Source organism: Rhodococcus sp. 05-2256-B1 (assembly GCF_002258465.1).
Classification (GTDB): Bacteria; Actinomycetota; Actinomycetes; order Mycobacteriales; family Mycobacteriaceae; genus Rhodococcoides; species Rhodococcoides fascians.
In genome coordinates this window covers 110,826-127,994 of the sequence record NZ_NOZA01000033.1, presented here as the reverse complement: position 1 = coordinate 127,994, position 17,169 = coordinate 110,826, and the positions used below count along the sequence as shown (strand labels likewise).

Here is a 17,169-nt window from a genome sequence, read left to right as displayed (position 1 = left end):
CACGCCGGGTTTAACGAACACCCGCGTCGATTTTGGCGTACAGTCTCGGGCATGACGATAGCTCCGGGTACCGACAACTCTTTGCTGAGCGACGCCGCTGCAGCGTCTCCGGTGTACCTGGACTGCAACGCAACGACGCCAATCGATCCTGAAGTCCTGGCAGAGGTCATCCACTACCTGCAGGAAGATTTCGGTAACGCCGGCAGCCGCACGCACGCGTATGGGCAACGCGCTAAGGAACGCGTGAATCGTGCCCGTGAGCAGGTTGCGGCACCCGCGGGTGCCAAGCCAGACGAGGTAATCTTCACTAGCGGGGCTACTGAGAGCAACAATCTTGCGATCCTTGGACTCGAGCAAGCCGGTCGTGACTCGGGACACATGCACATCGTGACCACTCAGATCGAGCACAAAGCTGTTTTGGAGCCAATTCGTGAGCTCGGAAGACGTGGGTTCGAGATCACCGAAGTATCACCCAATTCTGATGGCTGGGTTTCGGCGGATGACATATCAGCGGCCCTTCGTCCTGACACACACCTAGTGTCGGTTATGGCCGCAAACAACGAGACGGGCGTGTTTCAACCGATCTCCGACATTGCGGCGTGTCTGACGAGCCATGGTGCATTTTTTCATGTAGACGGAGCGCAGGCCTACGGAAAAGTCGCGGACATCTTCGACAACTCTAGGATTGACCTAATTAGTTTGTCTGGTCATAAGGTTTACGCGCCGAAAGGTATCGGTGCCTTGATCGCTCGACGTCGTGGCTACGAGCGCATCCCACTGAGCGCGCTATTTGTTGGCGGCGGCCAAGAACGAGGCCTTCGTCCCGGCACCTTGCCGGTACCGCTCATCGCTGGGCTTGGAACTGCAATCGAGCTGGCCGGAGCTAAGCGCCTGGAGCGCAAAAAATACGCGCTGCAACTGAGGGAGCAAGCGCTAACCGCGCTTGCTCCGCTTAGTATCTTAATAAATGGAGACCCGTCACGGGCGTTGCCTCACACCTTGAACTTCTCGGTGCCTGGCTTGGACTCTGAGGCAGCACTTGTCGCGCTAAAAGGTACGGCAGCTATTTCGAACGGGTCTGCGTGTACTTCGCAAGCTTACGAACCAAGTCACGTGCTGGTAGCAATGGATCTCGGCGAGGACAGGATCAACGGTGCGCTCCGCCTATCGTGGTGCCACTTAACTCCGCGGCCAGACTGGCTGGCCATAGGCTCTGCTCTTGAACGGATTCGACACCGCTAGATTACAAACCATAAGATTGGTGAGCTACCGTATGCCGCTCCACTGTCTGGTTGAAAGTCATAAAATCATTGGAACTATGTTTGTCGTGCGGCCGATCTTATCGGCAGAGAGGTGGTTGACCAGACCGGAGAATCGTTCGTAATCGCAAGTTGGCGGTATTAAAGATCCGATCTTGTAGGAATTCCAGCATACGTTCGCAAGCTTTCGTGAAGTGGTCAATGCCGACGAGCCAAAGCCGTCACGCGAGGCAATGACCAGTGCCCTCGAGAATCCCGGCTGAGAATTGATATCAATTAACGAGTCATAGATATGCCAAACGGGCTTTTGTAGTCCATACAAGTATTTATTTACCACGTCTTCTACGTGTTGCCCAGATAGGACCCCGGTCCACGCTTTTGCTTGAATAGATATGCATAAACCCTGGATCGGGCTCGTCTGATAAAGTCCTAAGACGTCTATACCGCCATCGTTGGATCCATCAACGACGTAGACTCTAGAAGCGCCTGAATATGCGAGCGCTACCGCGCAAGACCATACAAATTCACGGGGTTCGCAGCACTTTACAAACTCGATTATGCGTAAGTTTTCTCCAGTTGTACCCCCCCGGAAGTATTTGTGATTTACCCCTAAAAGCACGTCTGCCTGCAGTGTAGATGCGTAAAGCGGAGGGTCAATTCCCTCCGCAGACCACGTGCGATCTGTAAATGTCTCAAAATGTTGCAAAAATCGCCCCAGCCATTGCTCAGCCAATTCGTCGCTTTGCATGGAAGAGTAACCTGATTTCACAAACGCGCACGATAGGTGACTCAGGACGTGCACTGACTTTCTGGGCTGCGTTGAAGTGGCGAGGGTATATGCCTCTTCTCGAACGATTTTCAGCGCATTCATTGCTTACGAAGTCTCCGAGGCGGAATCGCCTTGATTGGGGGCTGATACCGCAGCGAGAAGAGACGCGATAACATCAGCGAGTGATTGAAGCGATGACGAAACATCTTTCGGCTGTGACATGAGCATTGTCGCAGGAAGGCTTTCAAGCGCTTTTGTCGCACGCTGAATCTCAGCTTTCCAATCGTGCTTTGCTGACGATTCGTCAAGACGGCCTTTGGCCTCGTCGATCGGCATGGCGTACTGCAGCACGCTGTCGATCAGGTCAGTTCGGTTGTTTTTGACTAGCTGCTCCAGAGCGCCAATTTGGCGCGGGTCGTGAATTCTTCGCTTACTGCCGTTTTCCGGATCTTCACCGACCAGCTCGTAGAATGTCTGCAGGTTATCAATGTTCTCGTAGTTCTTGCTTGCTTCATTCCAGCCAAGCCAGTTCCTTATGTTTGGCCTCCTGTGTGCTTCTTCGAAGAGTGTGAAATATTCTTTTTTTGCACGGCTCGAGTAGTCTTCATCGGAGAGCATTTGCTGGAGGCCTCGGTTGGCGTTGTACAGTCTATTCACGGCTTGTGTTGATATTCCAAGCTTCTGACCCACCTGGCGGGATTTTAAACCACCCTCATCGATTTCTCGTGATACAAGTTCTGCTCGCTGCGCGGGGGACCAATCCCTAATTCCGCTAATGTGCCTAATTCCCTGAAGTATCCACGCAATGTCGTTCGACTGGGCACCCGTGTATACGAGGCATTTTATGCTTTGTATAGATTCTAAAAGTAGTTCCTGACCCTCCTCGTTTAGATCGGACTCTTCAATCAGAGCGCCGCTGATTCTCTTTTCAACTGTTTTGAGTGCTGCGACGCGCCGATTTCCTTCGACTGCGACATATCTACCACTTCCAATTTCAAGTTCGCGAATTACGATTCGATCCAGAGGTAAGAATCCGTTCTGAATAATGCTACCGACAAGCTCTTCGACCCCTTCTTTCTGAATGCTAACGTCCGTATTCTTTTGGACCTGTTCTTCGTGGGCTCTTTTGTCGGGGATCTTCGATTTCAGATTCGTGAATCGAGGATTGTTAGGGTCCAGATAAATTTTATCGAGGGAAATGTTCATTTCAAGCAAATCTTGGTCGTACACTGATTCTCCTTTTAGTCTTCTGATCTTCAACGTCGATTATAACTCACGGACGTGAGGTGGACAGCGTTTCTCGGCCGTCGGTTGCTGAAGCGTGCGCAAACTTGCGAAGAGTGTGAAGCATTGCCGCTTTGGCCTGCCCGGACTGGCGAAGGTAGTGACCGCCGAGGTCACGTCACTGCCGCCGATATTGATCAATGCGCCAGTGGTTTCGACGCACGACATCGCGGCTGGAGTTACTCTGCAGTCAGGCGTTCGACGGATCTTTCACTCCATCGACCATTGCGAAGGATGCCCTCAATGCGGCCTTGATCGCTCTTGCGCGGTCGTCGCTCACCGAAGTACCTACCAACGCTCGTTTAAGTTAGCAATCGCTCCGCCAGTTTCGCGCAGGACGGGTGCTGCCTCGGGTCACCGGTTCAGGCTCGGTCCGCTCACGTGACCATTCCCGCCCGGAAGGCAGCCAGCGCCGCCTCGACTCGATTGCGCACACCAAGTTTCATGAATATCCCAGAGATATGGGTCTTCACCGTCGTCTCGCTGAGGAATAGCTCCGAGGATATATCCGCATTGGTCGAACCAGTAGCCAAGATACGCAGCACATCTCGCTCTCGCGGGCTCAGCACGTCCATCGACACCGATGCCGGAGTTGCCGGCAACATCGACGTCGCGACAATCTTCCGAAGCGAATCCTCACTGAACAACGTGTTGCCGGATGCCACTGCTCGAACCGACTGATGGAACGTCTCGGGGGCCTCGCTTTTGCTCAGAAAGCTGTGTGCCCCCGCCTCGATGGCCCGGACCACCAGGTCGTCCACATCCATCGCCGTCATCGCAATGACCTTCGGTGGATGGGCCAGCGTCATTAACTCGCGGGTGGCATCCAGTCCGCCGACCCGGCGCATCTGAAGATCCATCAGCACCACGTGCGGCCGGAACGCCGTCACCGCAGCAGGCACCTGGTCGCCGTCCTCCACATCCGCCACCACCGAAATGTCCGGGGTCTTCGCGAAGATGTCGGTCACGCCCCGCCTAACGAAGGGGTCGTCGTCGACGATCAGAACTGTGATCACGGCTGGCGCTGTCATGGTTCGCTGAGCTTAGAACGCGACTCCGACACTGCCCGTCAGGAGTACCACGGCAGCCAGCACGAGACCACGAATTCGCCCGGCTGAGCGCCGGCAGCAAACGTGCCGCCCACCCCGCGGACTTGTTCGGCCAGTCCGGTCAACCCCGTACCCGACCCATGCGCAAACGCCGGTTGCCCCATCAGCTGATTGCGTACGTCCACGCGAAGGCCTGCCTGATCGGACCCGTGCACCGCCACCCGAATCGTCGAACCGGCGGCATGCTTCTGCGCATTGGTGAGCGATTCCTGCACCACCCGATACACCACATGGCTGCTCGCAGCTCCGATTTCACCGGGCGTCACATCGAGCATCAGCGACGTGTGCAAGCCCGCGTCCCGTGCCGAGTGCACCAGATCCGAGATGCCCTCGACGCTTTGCCGACCACCGCCCGAGGCATCGGCCGATCCGCGCAGCACACCTATGATGCGCTTGAGCTCGTCGAGCGCATCGTGGGCGGTCTGCCGAATCATCGATGCAGTTTGGGCTACTTTCTCGGGTCCATCGGCGCTGTTGACTTGCATTCCGCCTGCAAACAGTGAGATGCGGCTGAGGCTGGCAGCGAGGGTGTCGTGCATGTCGCGGGCGATGCGGGCACGTTCGGCATTCAGCAGCATCTCCTCACGAAGTGCGTTGGACTCCACCGTCACCTTGTCTCGCGTGACCACAGCCTCCGTCAGGTCGGATCGCGTGCGACGCAGTATTGCTCCACCCACGACCAACCCGACGAGCACTGCCGCGACGACCCACGGAATCCACGCCGGGACGTCCCACTCCACCGGCATGGACCCATCCTCGGCCTTCGTCGAACCGATGGTCAGGACGGAGTAGTACCGGCTGCGATGGGCGTCGTACGTCAACGACACCCCGCACGCGACGTACACAGCGACTGCGGCAATCACGAGCGGCTTGGTTCGCGCGAACGCACCGACAGCAAACAGAGCAATCAACGCTGCCGTCGCATCGGTGGCGAAGAACAGCGGCCCGGCCAACGCCAGTCCCAGAACGACCCATGGCCGTTCGTGTCGCCAAATCAAGGCGACGCCTGCGATCAGGTTGAGCGCGACGCCGAGGCCCAGGTTCCACCCCGGCGTCCCGGACGCACCCGCCAACCCGGCGGTCATCATCGAGCAGAACAGGCTGAAGGCCACCGCCGCCGTCGTCCAGGCTTTGCGGCGCAGGGTGCCTGTCCGATGGGTGCTCACGAGGAGAAGCGTACGGCCGTGCACCGACACTGCGAATCGTCCGAACGGCCCGCATGACCGATCGGATGCGACCGAAAGGAGGAGGCGCACCGACCGGTCAGCCGAGGCGCGGACAGGGCTGACTGCGGTGTGGTTGATGCATCGCCTAACGAGAGGAATTTCGACATGACCAACCACAACCCGAACCCCCAGCAGCAGTACGCTCCGCCCGCTCCCGAGCAGAAGAAGAGTTGGTTCGCCCGACACAAGATCCTGACCGTCATCCTGGCGATCGTCGTGCTGGGTGCCCTCATTCGGCTCATCGGTGGTGGTTCGTCGGAGAGCCCGACAGCTCCCGCGCCGGCCGGATCCCCGTCGTCGGAAGAAGCGGCTCCTGCAGCCCCGGCCGAGCCGGCTCAGCCGGGAATCGGCGTACCAGTGCGTGACGGCAAGTTCGAGTTCATCGTCACGGCCGTCGCGCCACCCGTCACGACCGTCGGCTCGGAATACCTGACGCAGACCGCACAGGGCGAGTACGTCCAGGTGACGATGACCGCCCGCAACATCGGCGACCGAGCACAGAGCTTGGACGCGTCCTCGCAGAAGTTGCTCGACGCGGACGGCAAGCAGTACTCCGTCGACAGCCTCGCGACTGCCTACCTCGACGAGGGCATCGGCTACGAACAGATCAACCCGGGCAACGCGCTGGATACAACCGTCGTGTTCGACGTCCCCGTAGGAACCGTGCCTGCCGAGATCGAGCTGCACGATTCGGCCTTCTCGGGCGGTACGACGGTTGCACTTCGGTAGCCATCGAAATCCGCACTTCCGTTAAGCCTCAAACCAATTCATTCGGCGCAGTCTCGGCTGCGTCCTACGGAAGGATACTATGACCAACCCTCAGCTGTCCCTCGTTGCTGCTTTGCTCGACAGGTCCGGTTCGATGCATTCCATCGCCGACGACACCCGCGGCGGATTCGACTCGTTCATCGCCAAGGAGCGTGCGGCCGACGGTCGGACCGTGGTCACGCTGGCACAGTTCGACAACCGGTACGAGCTTGTCTACGACAGCGTGCCCATCGCGGACGTCGACCCACTCGTCCTCGAGCCGCGTGGTGGCACCGCGTTGTACGACGCGATCGGGCGGCTCGTCAGCGAGGTCGGCGCGGGTCTGGCTGCGAGTCCAGAGGATGAGCGCCCCGGTTCGGTGACCGTTCTCGTCATGACCGACGGTCACGAGAACGCGAGCCAAGAGTGGACCAATGCTTCTGTGCGGGAATTGATTCAGCGGCAGGAGTCCGAGTACAGCTGGGACTTCGTGTTCTTGGGATCGAACATCGACGCTGTCGAGGTGGGTGCCGATCTGGGCTTTCAGCGCGGCAAGTCGATGATGTACGTCTCGACCTCGGTCGGCGTTACGGCAGCCTTCGATTCGGTGGCGGACTATCAGCATCGAAAGCGATCGGCCGGTGTCGATGCGCGCTCGGCATCGGCCTTCACCCCGGGCGATCGCAGACGAGCGCGAGGGGTATAGCAGAGATTGCCTCTGAGGAAGCGGAACGGCTCGTAGTTCATTCGGTCGAATGAATTCAGCCGATGTACTGAAACATTCCGACCCGCCGGTCCTATACCTACTCAGCACCACTTCGACCAGAGACCAGGACTTCATGACATTTCCGCACGATCCAAATCAGCCGCAGCCCTCGGGACAGGCTCCCTACGGGCAGCCACAGGGGTCTTACGGCGCCCAACCTCCGCACGGGCAGCCCTACGCACAGCAGCCGTACGGACAGCCGCAGCCGCCCGCTAAGAAGAAGCGGAAGTGGCCGTGGGTTGTGGGTGGCGTCGTGCTGGTTCTTGTTGTGGGCGGAATGTTGGGTGGGGGTGATGATGAGAAGTCCACAACTGCGAAATCCTCAACCTCGTCCACCGCTGCACCTGTCGCAGCCGGAAATGCTCCCTCTGCCGCGGTCGTCGCTCCCGTCGAATCGGTTTCTCTCGCACCAGAACCTGAGCAGACGGCCCCAGGTATCGGCCAGGAAGTGCGCGATGGCAAGTTCGGTTTTGTCGTAACCGGTGTCGAGACGGGTATCACGACCCTCGGCGACAACCCGTACCTTCAGAAAGACGCCCTGGGGCAGTTCGTGCTGGTCAGCGTCACGGTCACCAACGTCTCCGATAAGGCGCAAAGCTACTTCGGTTCGAACCAGAAGTTGATCGATGTCCAAGGTCGTGAGTTCGAGAATGACGCGATGGCAGCGATCAACCTTGAGGCAGAAACTGCAATTGGGGGTGACATCAACCCCGGTCTGTCACAGAACATAACGATCGTGTTCGACATCCCAGCGGATGCGGTCCCCGCGACTCTCGAGGTACACGACTCCGTCTTCTCCGGTGGGGCTGAAATCTCCCTGCGATAGCTCAGAGGCTTTCGTCGGCCGGGCACCGAAACGGTGCCCGGCCGTCTTTGTTGTCAGCTCGCGAGATGGTGGATATCACCGCTCGACTGCCGAGGTCTTGTCTCGGCGGCTCGAGGACTTGCGAACGCGAGCTGAACTGTCCTTATCACCGACCGCCGTACTTCGAGGTGATCCGAGTTTCCAACCACTGCAGGGCGATGGTGGGTGGCAATGCCATCACCAGAATCAGCACAACAGTGCCCATGATGTTCTCCATGCGCACCAGGCTGACGTTGCGCAGCAGTTCGTAACCGATGCCACTGGACGACGAGAACATCTCGGCGAGAAGCAGACCCAGGAATGCCAAGCCGAAGGTCATCCGCATACCCGTCGCCAATGCCGGCAGCACCGCGGGAATGACGATCTGACGGATCAAGCGAGGCCAGCTCACCTGAAGCGATGCCGCCATCTTCAGGTGGATTCTTTGGACCGATGCCGTGGCCTCGACCGCGACGAGAAACATCGGGATGAACGCGGCGTAGAAGGAGAACCCGAATCGGCTCAGCGCGCCGATGCCCAGGAACGACAGGAAGATCGGGTACAGCACGATCTTCGGGATGCTGTTGATCGAGTAGACGATCGGGGCGATGGTTCGGGTCCAGAACGGACTCAGTCCGAGTGTCAGGCCCAGCAGGGAACCCGCGACTGTACTTGCCAGAAACGCGAGCACAAGGATGCGTAGTGAGTCGTAGACGTTGGCTCGGAAGTCGGCGGTACCAAGGTCCGCAGCAAGCGAACGCATGGCCTCGGCAGGCGTCGGGAAGATGAGACTGTCGACCAGAACGGCCGCGATCCACCAGATCACAACCGCGACGACGGCCACGACCACCGGAGGCAGGAACCGTCGAGCGTTCGTGCGGCCCGCGGACGGGGTCACTTTCGGGGGAACTGAAGGGGCGGTGGCAACTCTGTCCAAGGTGCTGCTCATCAGCGGCGCCTCCAATCGAATCGGTTGAGCGCGAGCGAAATCAGCGAGGTCGAGAGCAAAGCGATCAGCGCCACGATGAGGATCCCGGCGTACATGTCGGCGATGTCGAACCCGTCGTAGGCGATGGAGATGAAGTGCCCCAGACCTTGGGTGGAGAGGATGAACTCACTGGCCAACACCGAGATGACGGCGTACGAGAGCCCGAGCTTGAGGCCGGTCACGATGCTCGGCAGCGCATACGGCAGAAGCACGGATCGGAAGTACTGCCACCGCGTCAACATCAGCGTGGTGCCGAGCTTGGTGACGATCGGCGACACCTCGTTGAAGCCGGTGCGTGCGTTCAGCGCGACCACACCGAATGCGAAAATGGTGGACAGGATGGCGATCGGGGCGACTCCAGCGCCGAAGAGCACCACCATGATGGGGTAGAGCGCGAACGTCGGGACGGCGTAGTAGACGTTGAGGTACGGCTGAAACGCTCTGTCCCACAATTCGTACCGCCACAGCACGTAGGCCGCGGCGACGCCGAGTACGGAGCTGAGCACGAATGCAAGAACGATGATGCCGAGCGTCCGGCCCAACTCGTCGACGAGGAAGTCCGGGTCGGTCAGCAGGCTCAGCGACGTCGAGATCATATCGGTCACCGGCACGATGTCGAGCGGTGATGCAAAGAACCGTGCCGAGATGTCGATGGCCACCAGTGCCGCGACGAGGATGAGTACGGTCCAGCCCCATGCGGGGAGACCGAGTTGGGTGGAGGGGGCCGGCCGGATGTATCCGGGAACTACGGAGGCGCGGTTGCTCTCGCGCGTCGGCGCACTCATGGTTCGATGCTCATCGTCTTCTTGGCCTCGTCGCGCAGACTCGACCAAATGCGTTCGTGCAGAGCAGTAGCCGCTGGGCTGGCGAGAACGTCCTCGGAGCGCGGGCGAGGCAGGTCGATGTCCATCTCGTCGATGAACCGGCCGGGCCGCGCGCTCATCACCAACACGCGGTCGGAGAGCAGTACCGCTTCCTGAATGCTGTGGGTGATGAACAGGACTCCACAGGTGAGCTTTTCGACGATCTTGAGCAGCTCGTACGACATGACCAATCGCGTCTGCTCATCGAGAGCACCGAACGGCTCATCCGCGAGTATGAGGTCAGGCTCCATGGACAGGCAGCGCGCGATGGCCACACGCTGGCGCATACCGCCGGACAACTGGGTGGGGTAGTGGTCGCCGAACTTGCTCAGCCCCACAGTGTTCAGTAGTTCGTCGGCGCGGGACCGACGTTCTTTCTTCCCGACACCCCGGACTTCGAGAGCGAACGCGACGTTGTCGCGGACGGTCCGCCAGGGGAGCGTCGCCGATTCCTGGAAGATGACCGCAGTCTTGGACCGAGGGCCGGTGAGCGGTTGCCCGTCGACGTGCACGGTGCCGCCGTCGTGATCCTGGAGTCCGGCGAAAACCTCGAGCAAAGTGGACTTGCCGCAGCCACTGGGCCCGACGACGGAGACGAATTCTCCTCGGCCGATGGACAAGTCGATCTCGTGGAGGGCGGTCACATCACCGAAGTGCCGCGAGACCGACGAGGCGACGGCGATGGCGGAGGTGGTGTCGGGGCGGGGTCGAGTCGCTGCGTGAGTCACGTCGGTACCTTCTGGTGGTGGGAAATTGCGGTCAGGAGTCGCAGTCGCCGGGAACATCGTTCTCTACTCCCGCGGCGAGGAAGTCCGGGTCGAACAGGGTGCAGAAATTGGGTACTCGATCGCTCCCGGACGCTTCCACGCCGTCCTGGGCGGATTCGACCGACGCGGCGTCGAAGCCGCCACCCCAGGTGTCGACCGAGGATGCGCGCTCGACCACCGCGATGGCCGACTCCACATTGAATCCGGTGTAATCCGCATAAATCTGCGCTGCCGCAACAGGATCGGCCTTGATCGATGCCACCGCGTCGGTGTAGCCGGCGTTGATGGCTCGTACGACGCCGGGATTGCTCGCGGCGTAATCCTTGGTCGTGGTGATCGTCGACTGCAGGAACCGCGACATGTAGTCGGGGCTGCTGACGATCAGCTTGAAATCCTCCGGCCGCTGTTCGGCGACGATAGAGGGAACGAGTGCAATGTCGACGTTGCCGGCTTCGAGTAGTGCGAAGCCCTCACCGATTCCGCCGGAGGCAACCCGCTCGATCCGGCTCGGGTCGACGCCCGCAACGGAGGGAAGCAGACGCGTCAGAGCATCGGACGCCGAGTTGGGCCGCGTGTACGCCCAACGGCGCACGTCCTCGATGGAATTGATGTTGGGATTCGAGGCGAGTGCGTAGAAGTTCATCGGGTACGGCCCTTGCGTGCCGCCGCCGACGATGCGCAATTCGGAGCCGGCTGCGTCCGCCTGCACGATCGACGGGTAGCTGACCTCACCGATGGGGATGTTGCCGTCGAGCAGCGTGCGCATGGTCGCGCTGCCGCCCTTGCCCGGCACGATGTTCTCCACGATCACACCGTGCTTCTCGAACAGTCCCTGCTTCTGCGCGACAAGCCAAGGGATGCTGTAGATTTCGGCCGCGGCCGAGACGGTGACGTCGATCGTGACCGGATTGGCGGGGTCCGCGTCGGGGCCGGGATCCGACCCGCATGCCACCAGTGCGCCGGATAGCGCCACCGCTGTCATGATCGAGGTGATTCGGCGTAAATGCATCTGCGTCCTCGCTTGCTGATCGGCGTGACGATGCCGAAGTGGGAGTGTCGGCTGTCGCAGGACCACCCGTAGTGAGACGTACGTAACAGCTGCTAACCACTTAAACATAAGATGTTTTACGCGTCAAGATGAGGTAAATACGGACAATGCCCGCTGATTGGTCGCACAGCGCGGGTTAAAGATCAGATGTATGCGGTGGTGCCGCCCGATGCCAATTGGTCACCGACTGATAGCGCTCACCCACGCCGAACAACGCGCCCTCGCGGTGCGCCGCAGCGGTGAGTTGCGCTCCCACCGGCATGCCCGAGGACGGGTGGAACCCGACCGGCAGAGCCAGCGTCGGGCCGTCGTGCAACGACCACGGGTACGTGAATTGTCCCATCCGGCGCGAGAGCGCGACAACGTCGTCGCCCCCGTCCCTCGGGGGAATATCGACGGGCATGGCCGGGGTCAGCACCGCGTCGACAATCTCGAACGTGGCGGTCATGGCCTGACGGAACCGATCGCGACCGGTGAGTGCACGGGCACGGTCGGACTCGGAGATGCTCAGGCCCAGCGCTATTCGTTCGTAAGTCGCGGGCTGGAAGCGAGAAGGCTCGGTGTCGAGCCGGTGCCGATGGCGGCGAGCGAGGTCGCTGTAGACGATCGTGTAGACGATGTCCTGAGCATCGGCGGCATACCCCAGCTCGATGGGGACGATCTCGTACCCTAGTTCGGCGAACGTGCGCACCGCGGCTGCGACGGTCTGCGCGACGCCCGAGTCCACGTCCGCGGTGAGGAACACGGTCGGGACACCGATACGCGTGACGGCTGATGGTTCGGACGGGCTGGGGGACAGGACGTCGAACAGAGCCTTCACCTCCGTGACCGACCGCGCCATCGGGCCGATGGTGTCGAATTGCTCGCTCACCGGGAACACGCCGTCGTTGCTGATCGATCCCCAACTCGGGCGTAGACCGGTGATGCCGCACGCTGCGGCGGGGAGGCGCACCGACCCGCCGGTGTCGGTGCCCAGGGACGCGTCGACCAGTCCGGCGGCGACGGCAATCCCCGAACCGCCGCTCGATCCGCCGGGCACCCGAGCGGTATTCCACGGGTTGTACGAAGGTCCGGCGGCCGAGTTCTGCGAGGTGACGCCGACGGCGAACTCGGCCATGTTCAGCTTCGCAACCACCGACCCGCCTGCGCGTCGCAGGCGGGTCACTACCTCGGCATCAGCGTCGGCGACGTTGTGCTCGAAGAACTCCGACGCGCAGGTGGTCTCGACGCCGGCCACGTCGATGTTGTCCTTGACGCCGATGCGCAGGCCGGACAGGGCCCCCGGGGTGTCGTTCCGGTCGTCGATCCACCGGACGACACCGCCGAAGGTCCCGTCCTCGATCAGGCTGCGCTCCGGGCGCGCAGCTCGGCCGTCGCGTCCTCGTCTACCGTCCACGAATCGGTGTTCACGACTACACCGTAGTCACGTCGAGCATCGTCCTCGGTGAGGTATTCGTCCCAGACGTCGCTGAGCACCTGGAACGGATCACGCTCGAACGGGTTTCCGAATCCGCCGCCCGAGGGGAGCTTGATCTCCAGCGTCTCACCGGAGCGAATCGTCTCCTGAGTGACCTTGGAGTACAACACTTCCTCGCGATCGGTCCCGGCGTTCCTGGTGAACGAGCCGGACACACCGTTGTGTCCGCCGAGGGCTCCGGCCGGAGGATCCGATCGGTTGTCGGCCTCGGAACCGAGGAACGTATCGGTCTCCATCAACCACTTGCGCACACTGCCGATACCGCCGCGCCACTTGCCCGGTGCGGGAGCTTCGTCGCGCAGTTCGTACCGCAACGCGCGCATGGCGTGGTTGAGCTCGAGCTCCTCGATGGGGTTGTTGCGGGTGTTGGCCATCAGGGCGTCGACGGCGTCCATCCCGTCCTTGCCGTTGCGGCCACCGTAGGAGCCCTCGTTGATTTCGATGTAGACCCAGTACGATTCGCCGTCCGGCGCGATGCCGGAATAGGCGATGGCACACAGAGCGGCGGACGATCCGGCGATCGCGTGGTCCGGAAGCACCGGTGCCAGAGCGAGATTGATCGAGTCGAACACCCGGTTCACCTGAGAGAACCGCGCGAAGCACGACGCGGGGAAGTCCGGGTTGAAGATCGTGCCCTCGGGAGCATAGGCCTTGACGGGGCGGAAGCACCCGTCGTTCTGGGGGACGAATTCCTCGGTGAGGTCCTCGTCGAGCAGAATCGTGCGAATCGCCGAGACGGCTACCGGGAGAACCGAACCCTCGAACGGGACGTTGAACGCGGTGGGCACCTGACTGTTGGAGCCGGTGAGGTCGATGAGAATGTCCTCGCCCTCGACCTGTACCCGCACGGCCACCTTCAGTGGTTCGCCGCGGTTTTTGCCGTCGTCGTCGAGATAGCCGATGGGCGCGGTGTAGCTGCCGTCGGGAATCTCGCGAATCTTTTTGCGCAGCATGGACTCGGAGTAGTCCATCCAGCGTTCGCCCGCGCTCATCACGGTGTCGAGGCCGTACTTCTCGAGCAGCTCGGTGAATCGTTTCTCGCCGATCCGCGAGCATGCAATCAGTGCTTCGAGGTCGCCGCGGTTCTGCTCCGGGGTACGGACGTTGTCGAGGATGTGCTGAATCAGGTAGTCGTTGCGGACCCCGGCCTCGTAGATCTTCATCGAGTCCATCAGCTTGCCCTCGGCCCACACATCGACGACGTCCATGCACAGTCCGGGGAAGTTGCCGCCGACGTCGGACACATGCCCGGTACACCCGGCGAAGCCGATGTGCTCGCCCTGCCAGAAGATCGGAATGATCACGCCGTAATCGGGGGAGTGAGCCGCTCCGTGGTACGGATGATTGTGCAGCACCACGTCTCCGGGCTTGTACGTTCCGGCGAGGCGACGGTTGACACCCTTGATGTAGGCCGGAATCGAACCACAGTGCATCGGAGTCGAATCCGATTCGCACAGTTCACGTCCGTTGATGTCGAAGATGCCCGCGCCGAGGTCCTCGGACTCGCGGATGAGCGAGGAGTACGCCATGCGGTAGAGGACCTGGGCCATCTCCTTGGCCATCGACTGCAGTGCTCCGCCGATGACGCGCAAGGTGATGGGATCGACCTCGACGTCGTTCCAGGTTCGAGTGGATTCGCCCGCCAGTGACACTCCGGTGGTGGGCATCAGCGCCTTGCTCATGCGGGGTTCCTCTCGATGATGATGTGGCCGACGGCGTCGACGGTGGCGTGCTGATTCATGCCGATGATCGTGGTGGAATCGAACTGCTCGACGATCGCCGGACCGTCGATCTCGTTGTTCGCCAGCAACAACGACCGCTCGTAGACAGGGGTGTCCACCCACTGCGGCGCGGACGTCTCGTCCTGCCAGAACAGCGCCTGGGTGGTCGTCTTGATCGCGGCCGAGGAGTCGGCGGAGCCTACGGCGATGTCGGCGATCTGCACGTGCGGGACAGCGCCGACGCCGGTGACACGGACGTTGATCAGCTGCACGGGCTTGTCGTCGAACCGCTGAGAGTAGGTACGTCCGTGCACGTCGTGAAATGCCTCCGCGACGGTCTTGACCCACACGTCGTCGATGTCGCCGTCCGGCGCGGCGACACGCAATTCGTAGCCCTGGCCGACGTAACGGCAGTCGACGCTGCGCTCGAGCGAAATGTTCTCGGCCGCAACGCCGTCCTTCTCGAGCTGCGCGACGGCCAGTGCGGACAGACGCTCGACCTGCTCCTGCAGCAGTTCGATGTTCGGGTCCGCAGACGACGTCCACACCGTCGTCGGCTCCTCGTAGCGGATGTCGGTGGTGAGCAGGCCGACAGCGGAGGTGATGCCGGGGTGACCGGGCACGATCACGCGCGGGATACCGAGCTGGTCGGCGATCTGCCAGGCAAACAGCGGACCGGCACCACCTTCGGCGATCAGTGAGAAGTCGCGCGGGTCATAGCCTTTGCGCACCGAGTGCAGGCTGATCGCCTCGGTCATGGAATGGGCGAGGATCTTGAAGATGCCCATCGCGGCGTCGTCGAGTGGGGTGTCGAGCTTGTCGGCGATGTGCGTCTGAATCGCTTTACGCGCCAGCTCAGGCTTGACCTCCATGGTTCCGGACAGGAAGCTCTTCTCGCGCAGCCATCCCATCATCACCATGGCGTCGGTAGAGGTCGGTTCAGTGCCGCCGTGTCCGTAACAGGCCGGACCGGGAACGGCACCCGCACTGCGTGGTCCGACGCGGAACATGCCACCGTCGTCGACCACGGCGATGGATCCGCCTCCGGCACCGATGGTGTCGACCTCTGCCATCGGCACCATCGCGTGATAGTCACCGATTCGGGTGTCGAGCAGATGCTTCATCCGCAGGGCGCCGTCCGGGGCCACGCCGACATCCGCGGAGGTGCCACCGACATCGAGGGTGATGACACTGGGGAAGCCGGATGCCTTGCCGATGGCGCAGCCACCGAGCAGGCCGGCGACCACACCGCTGGTCAGGAGTGAGACCGGGATTTCGCTGGCGCTGCGCGAGGTGACGAGCCCGCCGGCCGAGGTCATGAGGTGTACGTCTTCGCCGACCTGCGCTGCTTTGGCCTTACCTGCGAGGTTCTCGATGTACTTCGAGGTCTTCGGTCCGATGAAAGCGTTGAGTGCTGCGGTCGAAAAGCGTTCGTACTCGCGGTATTGCGGGGCGACCTCGCTGGAGAGGGAGATGAAGACGCCGGGAAACTCTTCTTCGATGATGGCTCGCACGCGCTGCTCGTGCGTGGGGTTGCGGTACGCGTGCAGGAATGCGACGGCGATAGCCTGCACGCCGCGCTCACGCAGCAGCCGAACCTGCTCGCGCACAGCATCTTCGTCGAGTGGGGTGAGAATGTTTCCTGCGGCATCGATACGTTCCGGGACAACGCGACGGTTGCGCCGCGGCACGAGTTGCCACTTCTGCCACGGAAGATCCTGGTAATTGGAGTAATTGAGAGGACGTTTCTTGCGCGCGATGTGCAGCAGGTCGCGGAAGCCCTCGGTGGTGATCATGCCGACGTCGCAGCCGTTGTGCTCGAGCACGATGTTGGTGGCCACGGTGGTGCCGTGGAAGAACATGTCGATTTCGGACGGGTCGATGCCGGCACGTTCGGCGAGAACCTTGATGCCGTCCATCGTGCCGATCGAGGGGTCGTGATTGGTGGACGGGGTCTTGTGCACGACGACCGTGCCGTCGTCGTCCCACAGGACGAGGTCGGTGAACGTGCCGCCGACGTCGACTCCAATGCGTTTCATGCTGCGTCCGTTCTGTCGGTGCCCGAGGGGAGCGGGAAGGCGTGCTCCGCGTGTCCTACGAAGTCGTGGGGTCACTGCTGAGGTGACATGAGTCATAGTGCTGATGATCGACAGGAAAAGCAATACCTCTGATGTATTGCGTCGTCTTTGTCCAGATATCGGCCTAGATTCGGGTCGGTATGCGCGGTTTCTTGCTAAAAAGCGGATGTATCGAGGGTTGCGATCTCCGCATCTCGGGGCATCGGCCAGGCTAAGCTCGAGC

General features: G+C 61.2%; 15 protein-coding genes. 4 read left to right on the top strand and 11 right to left on the bottom strand.

The window, feature by feature from the left end; all coding sequences use genetic code 11:
- Positions 1–51: 51 nt before the first annotated feature.
- Positions 52–1,242 (top strand): cysteine desulfurase DndA, encoded by a 1,191-nt coding sequence (gene dndA, locus CH285_RS22755; protein WP_094643706.1) that lies wholly within the window; start codon positions 52–54, stop codon positions 1,240–1,242.
- A 57-nt stretch (positions 1,243–1,299) separates the two neighbouring features.
- On the opposite strand, the gene CH285_RS28740 is transcribed toward dndA, so the two are convergent.
- From CH285_RS28740 to CH285_RS22735, 4 genes are all read right to left on the bottom strand, one after another.
- Entirely contained in the window at positions 1,300–2,007 is a 708-nt protein-coding gene (locus tag CH285_RS28740) for a restriction endonuclease (protein WP_176458857.1), read from the bottom strand.
- Between the two features lie 126 nt (positions 2,008–2,133).
- On the bottom strand, positions 2,134–3,258 hold the full coding sequence (locus CH285_RS22745; protein WP_094643704.1) for a ParB N-terminal domain-containing protein: 1,125 nt from the start codon (positions 3,256–3,258) through the stop codon (positions 2,134–2,136).
- 431 nt (positions 3,259–3,689) lie between these two features.
- A complete protein-coding gene (locus tag CH285_RS22740) occupies positions 3,690–4,343 on the bottom strand; it encodes a response regulator (protein ID WP_094643703.1) in 654 nt (217 codons plus the stop codon).
- 38 nt (positions 4,344–4,381) lie between these two features.
- Positions 4,382–5,617 (bottom strand): sensor histidine kinase, encoded by a 1,236-nt coding sequence (locus CH285_RS22735; RefSeq protein WP_094643702.1) that lies wholly within the window; start codon positions 5,615–5,617, stop codon positions 4,382–4,384.
- Positions 5,618–5,752: 135 nt separating this feature from the next.
- Between CH285_RS22735 and CH285_RS22730 the strand changes: the two genes are divergently transcribed.
- The 3 genes from CH285_RS22730 to CH285_RS22720 all read left to right on the top strand — a co-directional run bounded on the left by CH285_RS22730 (position 5,753) and on the right by CH285_RS22720 (position 7,986).
- A complete protein-coding gene (locus CH285_RS22730; RefSeq protein ID WP_094643701.1) occupies positions 5,753–6,376 on the top strand; it encodes a DUF4352 domain-containing protein in 624 nt (207 codons plus the stop codon).
- A 79-nt stretch (positions 6,377–6,455) separates the two neighbouring features.
- Entirely contained in the window at positions 6,456–7,100 is a 645-nt protein-coding gene (locus tag CH285_RS22725; RefSeq protein WP_094643700.1) for a vWA domain-containing protein, read from the top strand.
- Between the two features lie 313 nt (positions 7,101–7,413).
- On the top strand, positions 7,414–7,986 hold the full coding sequence (locus tag CH285_RS22720) for a DUF4352 domain-containing protein (protein ID WP_255032366.1): 573 nt from the start codon (positions 7,414–7,416) through the stop codon (positions 7,984–7,986).
- Positions 7,987–8,131: 145 nt separating this feature from the next.
- Here CH285_RS22720 and CH285_RS22715 read toward each other — a convergent pair whose 3' ends face one another.
- From CH285_RS22715 to CH285_RS22685, 7 genes are all read right to left on the bottom strand, one after another.
- Complete coding sequence (locus CH285_RS22715; protein ID WP_094643698.1) at positions 8,132–8,953, bottom strand: ABC transporter permease; 822 nt, start codon at positions 8,951–8,953, stop codon at positions 8,132–8,134.
- Complete coding sequence (locus tag CH285_RS22710) at positions 8,953–9,777, bottom strand: ABC transporter permease (protein ID WP_094643697.1); 825 nt, start codon at positions 9,775–9,777, stop codon at positions 8,953–8,955. The genes CH285_RS22715 and CH285_RS22710 overlap by 1 nt, the downstream gene beginning before the upstream one ends.
- Entirely contained in the window at positions 9,774–10,538 is a 765-nt protein-coding gene (locus CH285_RS22705; protein ID WP_371831886.1) for an ABC transporter ATP-binding protein, read from the bottom strand. The genes CH285_RS22710 and CH285_RS22705 overlap by 4 nt, the downstream gene beginning before the upstream one ends.
- Positions 10,539–10,614: 76 nt before the next feature.
- The gene (locus CH285_RS22700) at positions 10,615–11,631 is read right to left on the bottom strand and encodes an ABC transporter substrate-binding protein (protein ID WP_094643695.1); all 1,017 of its coding nucleotides are present in this window, start codon (positions 11,629–11,631) and stop codon (positions 10,615–10,617) included.
- Positions 11,632–11,806: 175 nt separating this feature from the next.
- Positions 11,807–13,066, bottom strand: a complete 1,260-nt coding sequence (locus tag CH285_RS22695; protein WP_255032364.1) for an amidase — start codon at positions 13,064–13,066, stop codon at positions 11,807–11,809.
- Positions 13,012–14,829, bottom strand: a complete 1,818-nt coding sequence (locus CH285_RS22690) for a hydantoinase B/oxoprolinase family protein (RefSeq protein WP_032379729.1) — start codon at positions 14,827–14,829, stop codon at positions 13,012–13,014. Before CH285_RS22690 ends, CH285_RS22695 begins: the two co-directional genes overlap by 55 nt.
- On the bottom strand, positions 14,826–16,907 hold the full coding sequence (locus tag CH285_RS22685; protein WP_094643694.1) for a hydantoinase/oxoprolinase family protein: 2,082 nt from the start codon (positions 16,905–16,907) through the stop codon (positions 14,826–14,828). Before CH285_RS22685 ends, CH285_RS22690 begins: the two co-directional genes overlap by 4 nt.
- Positions 16,908–17,169 lie beyond the last annotated feature (262 nt).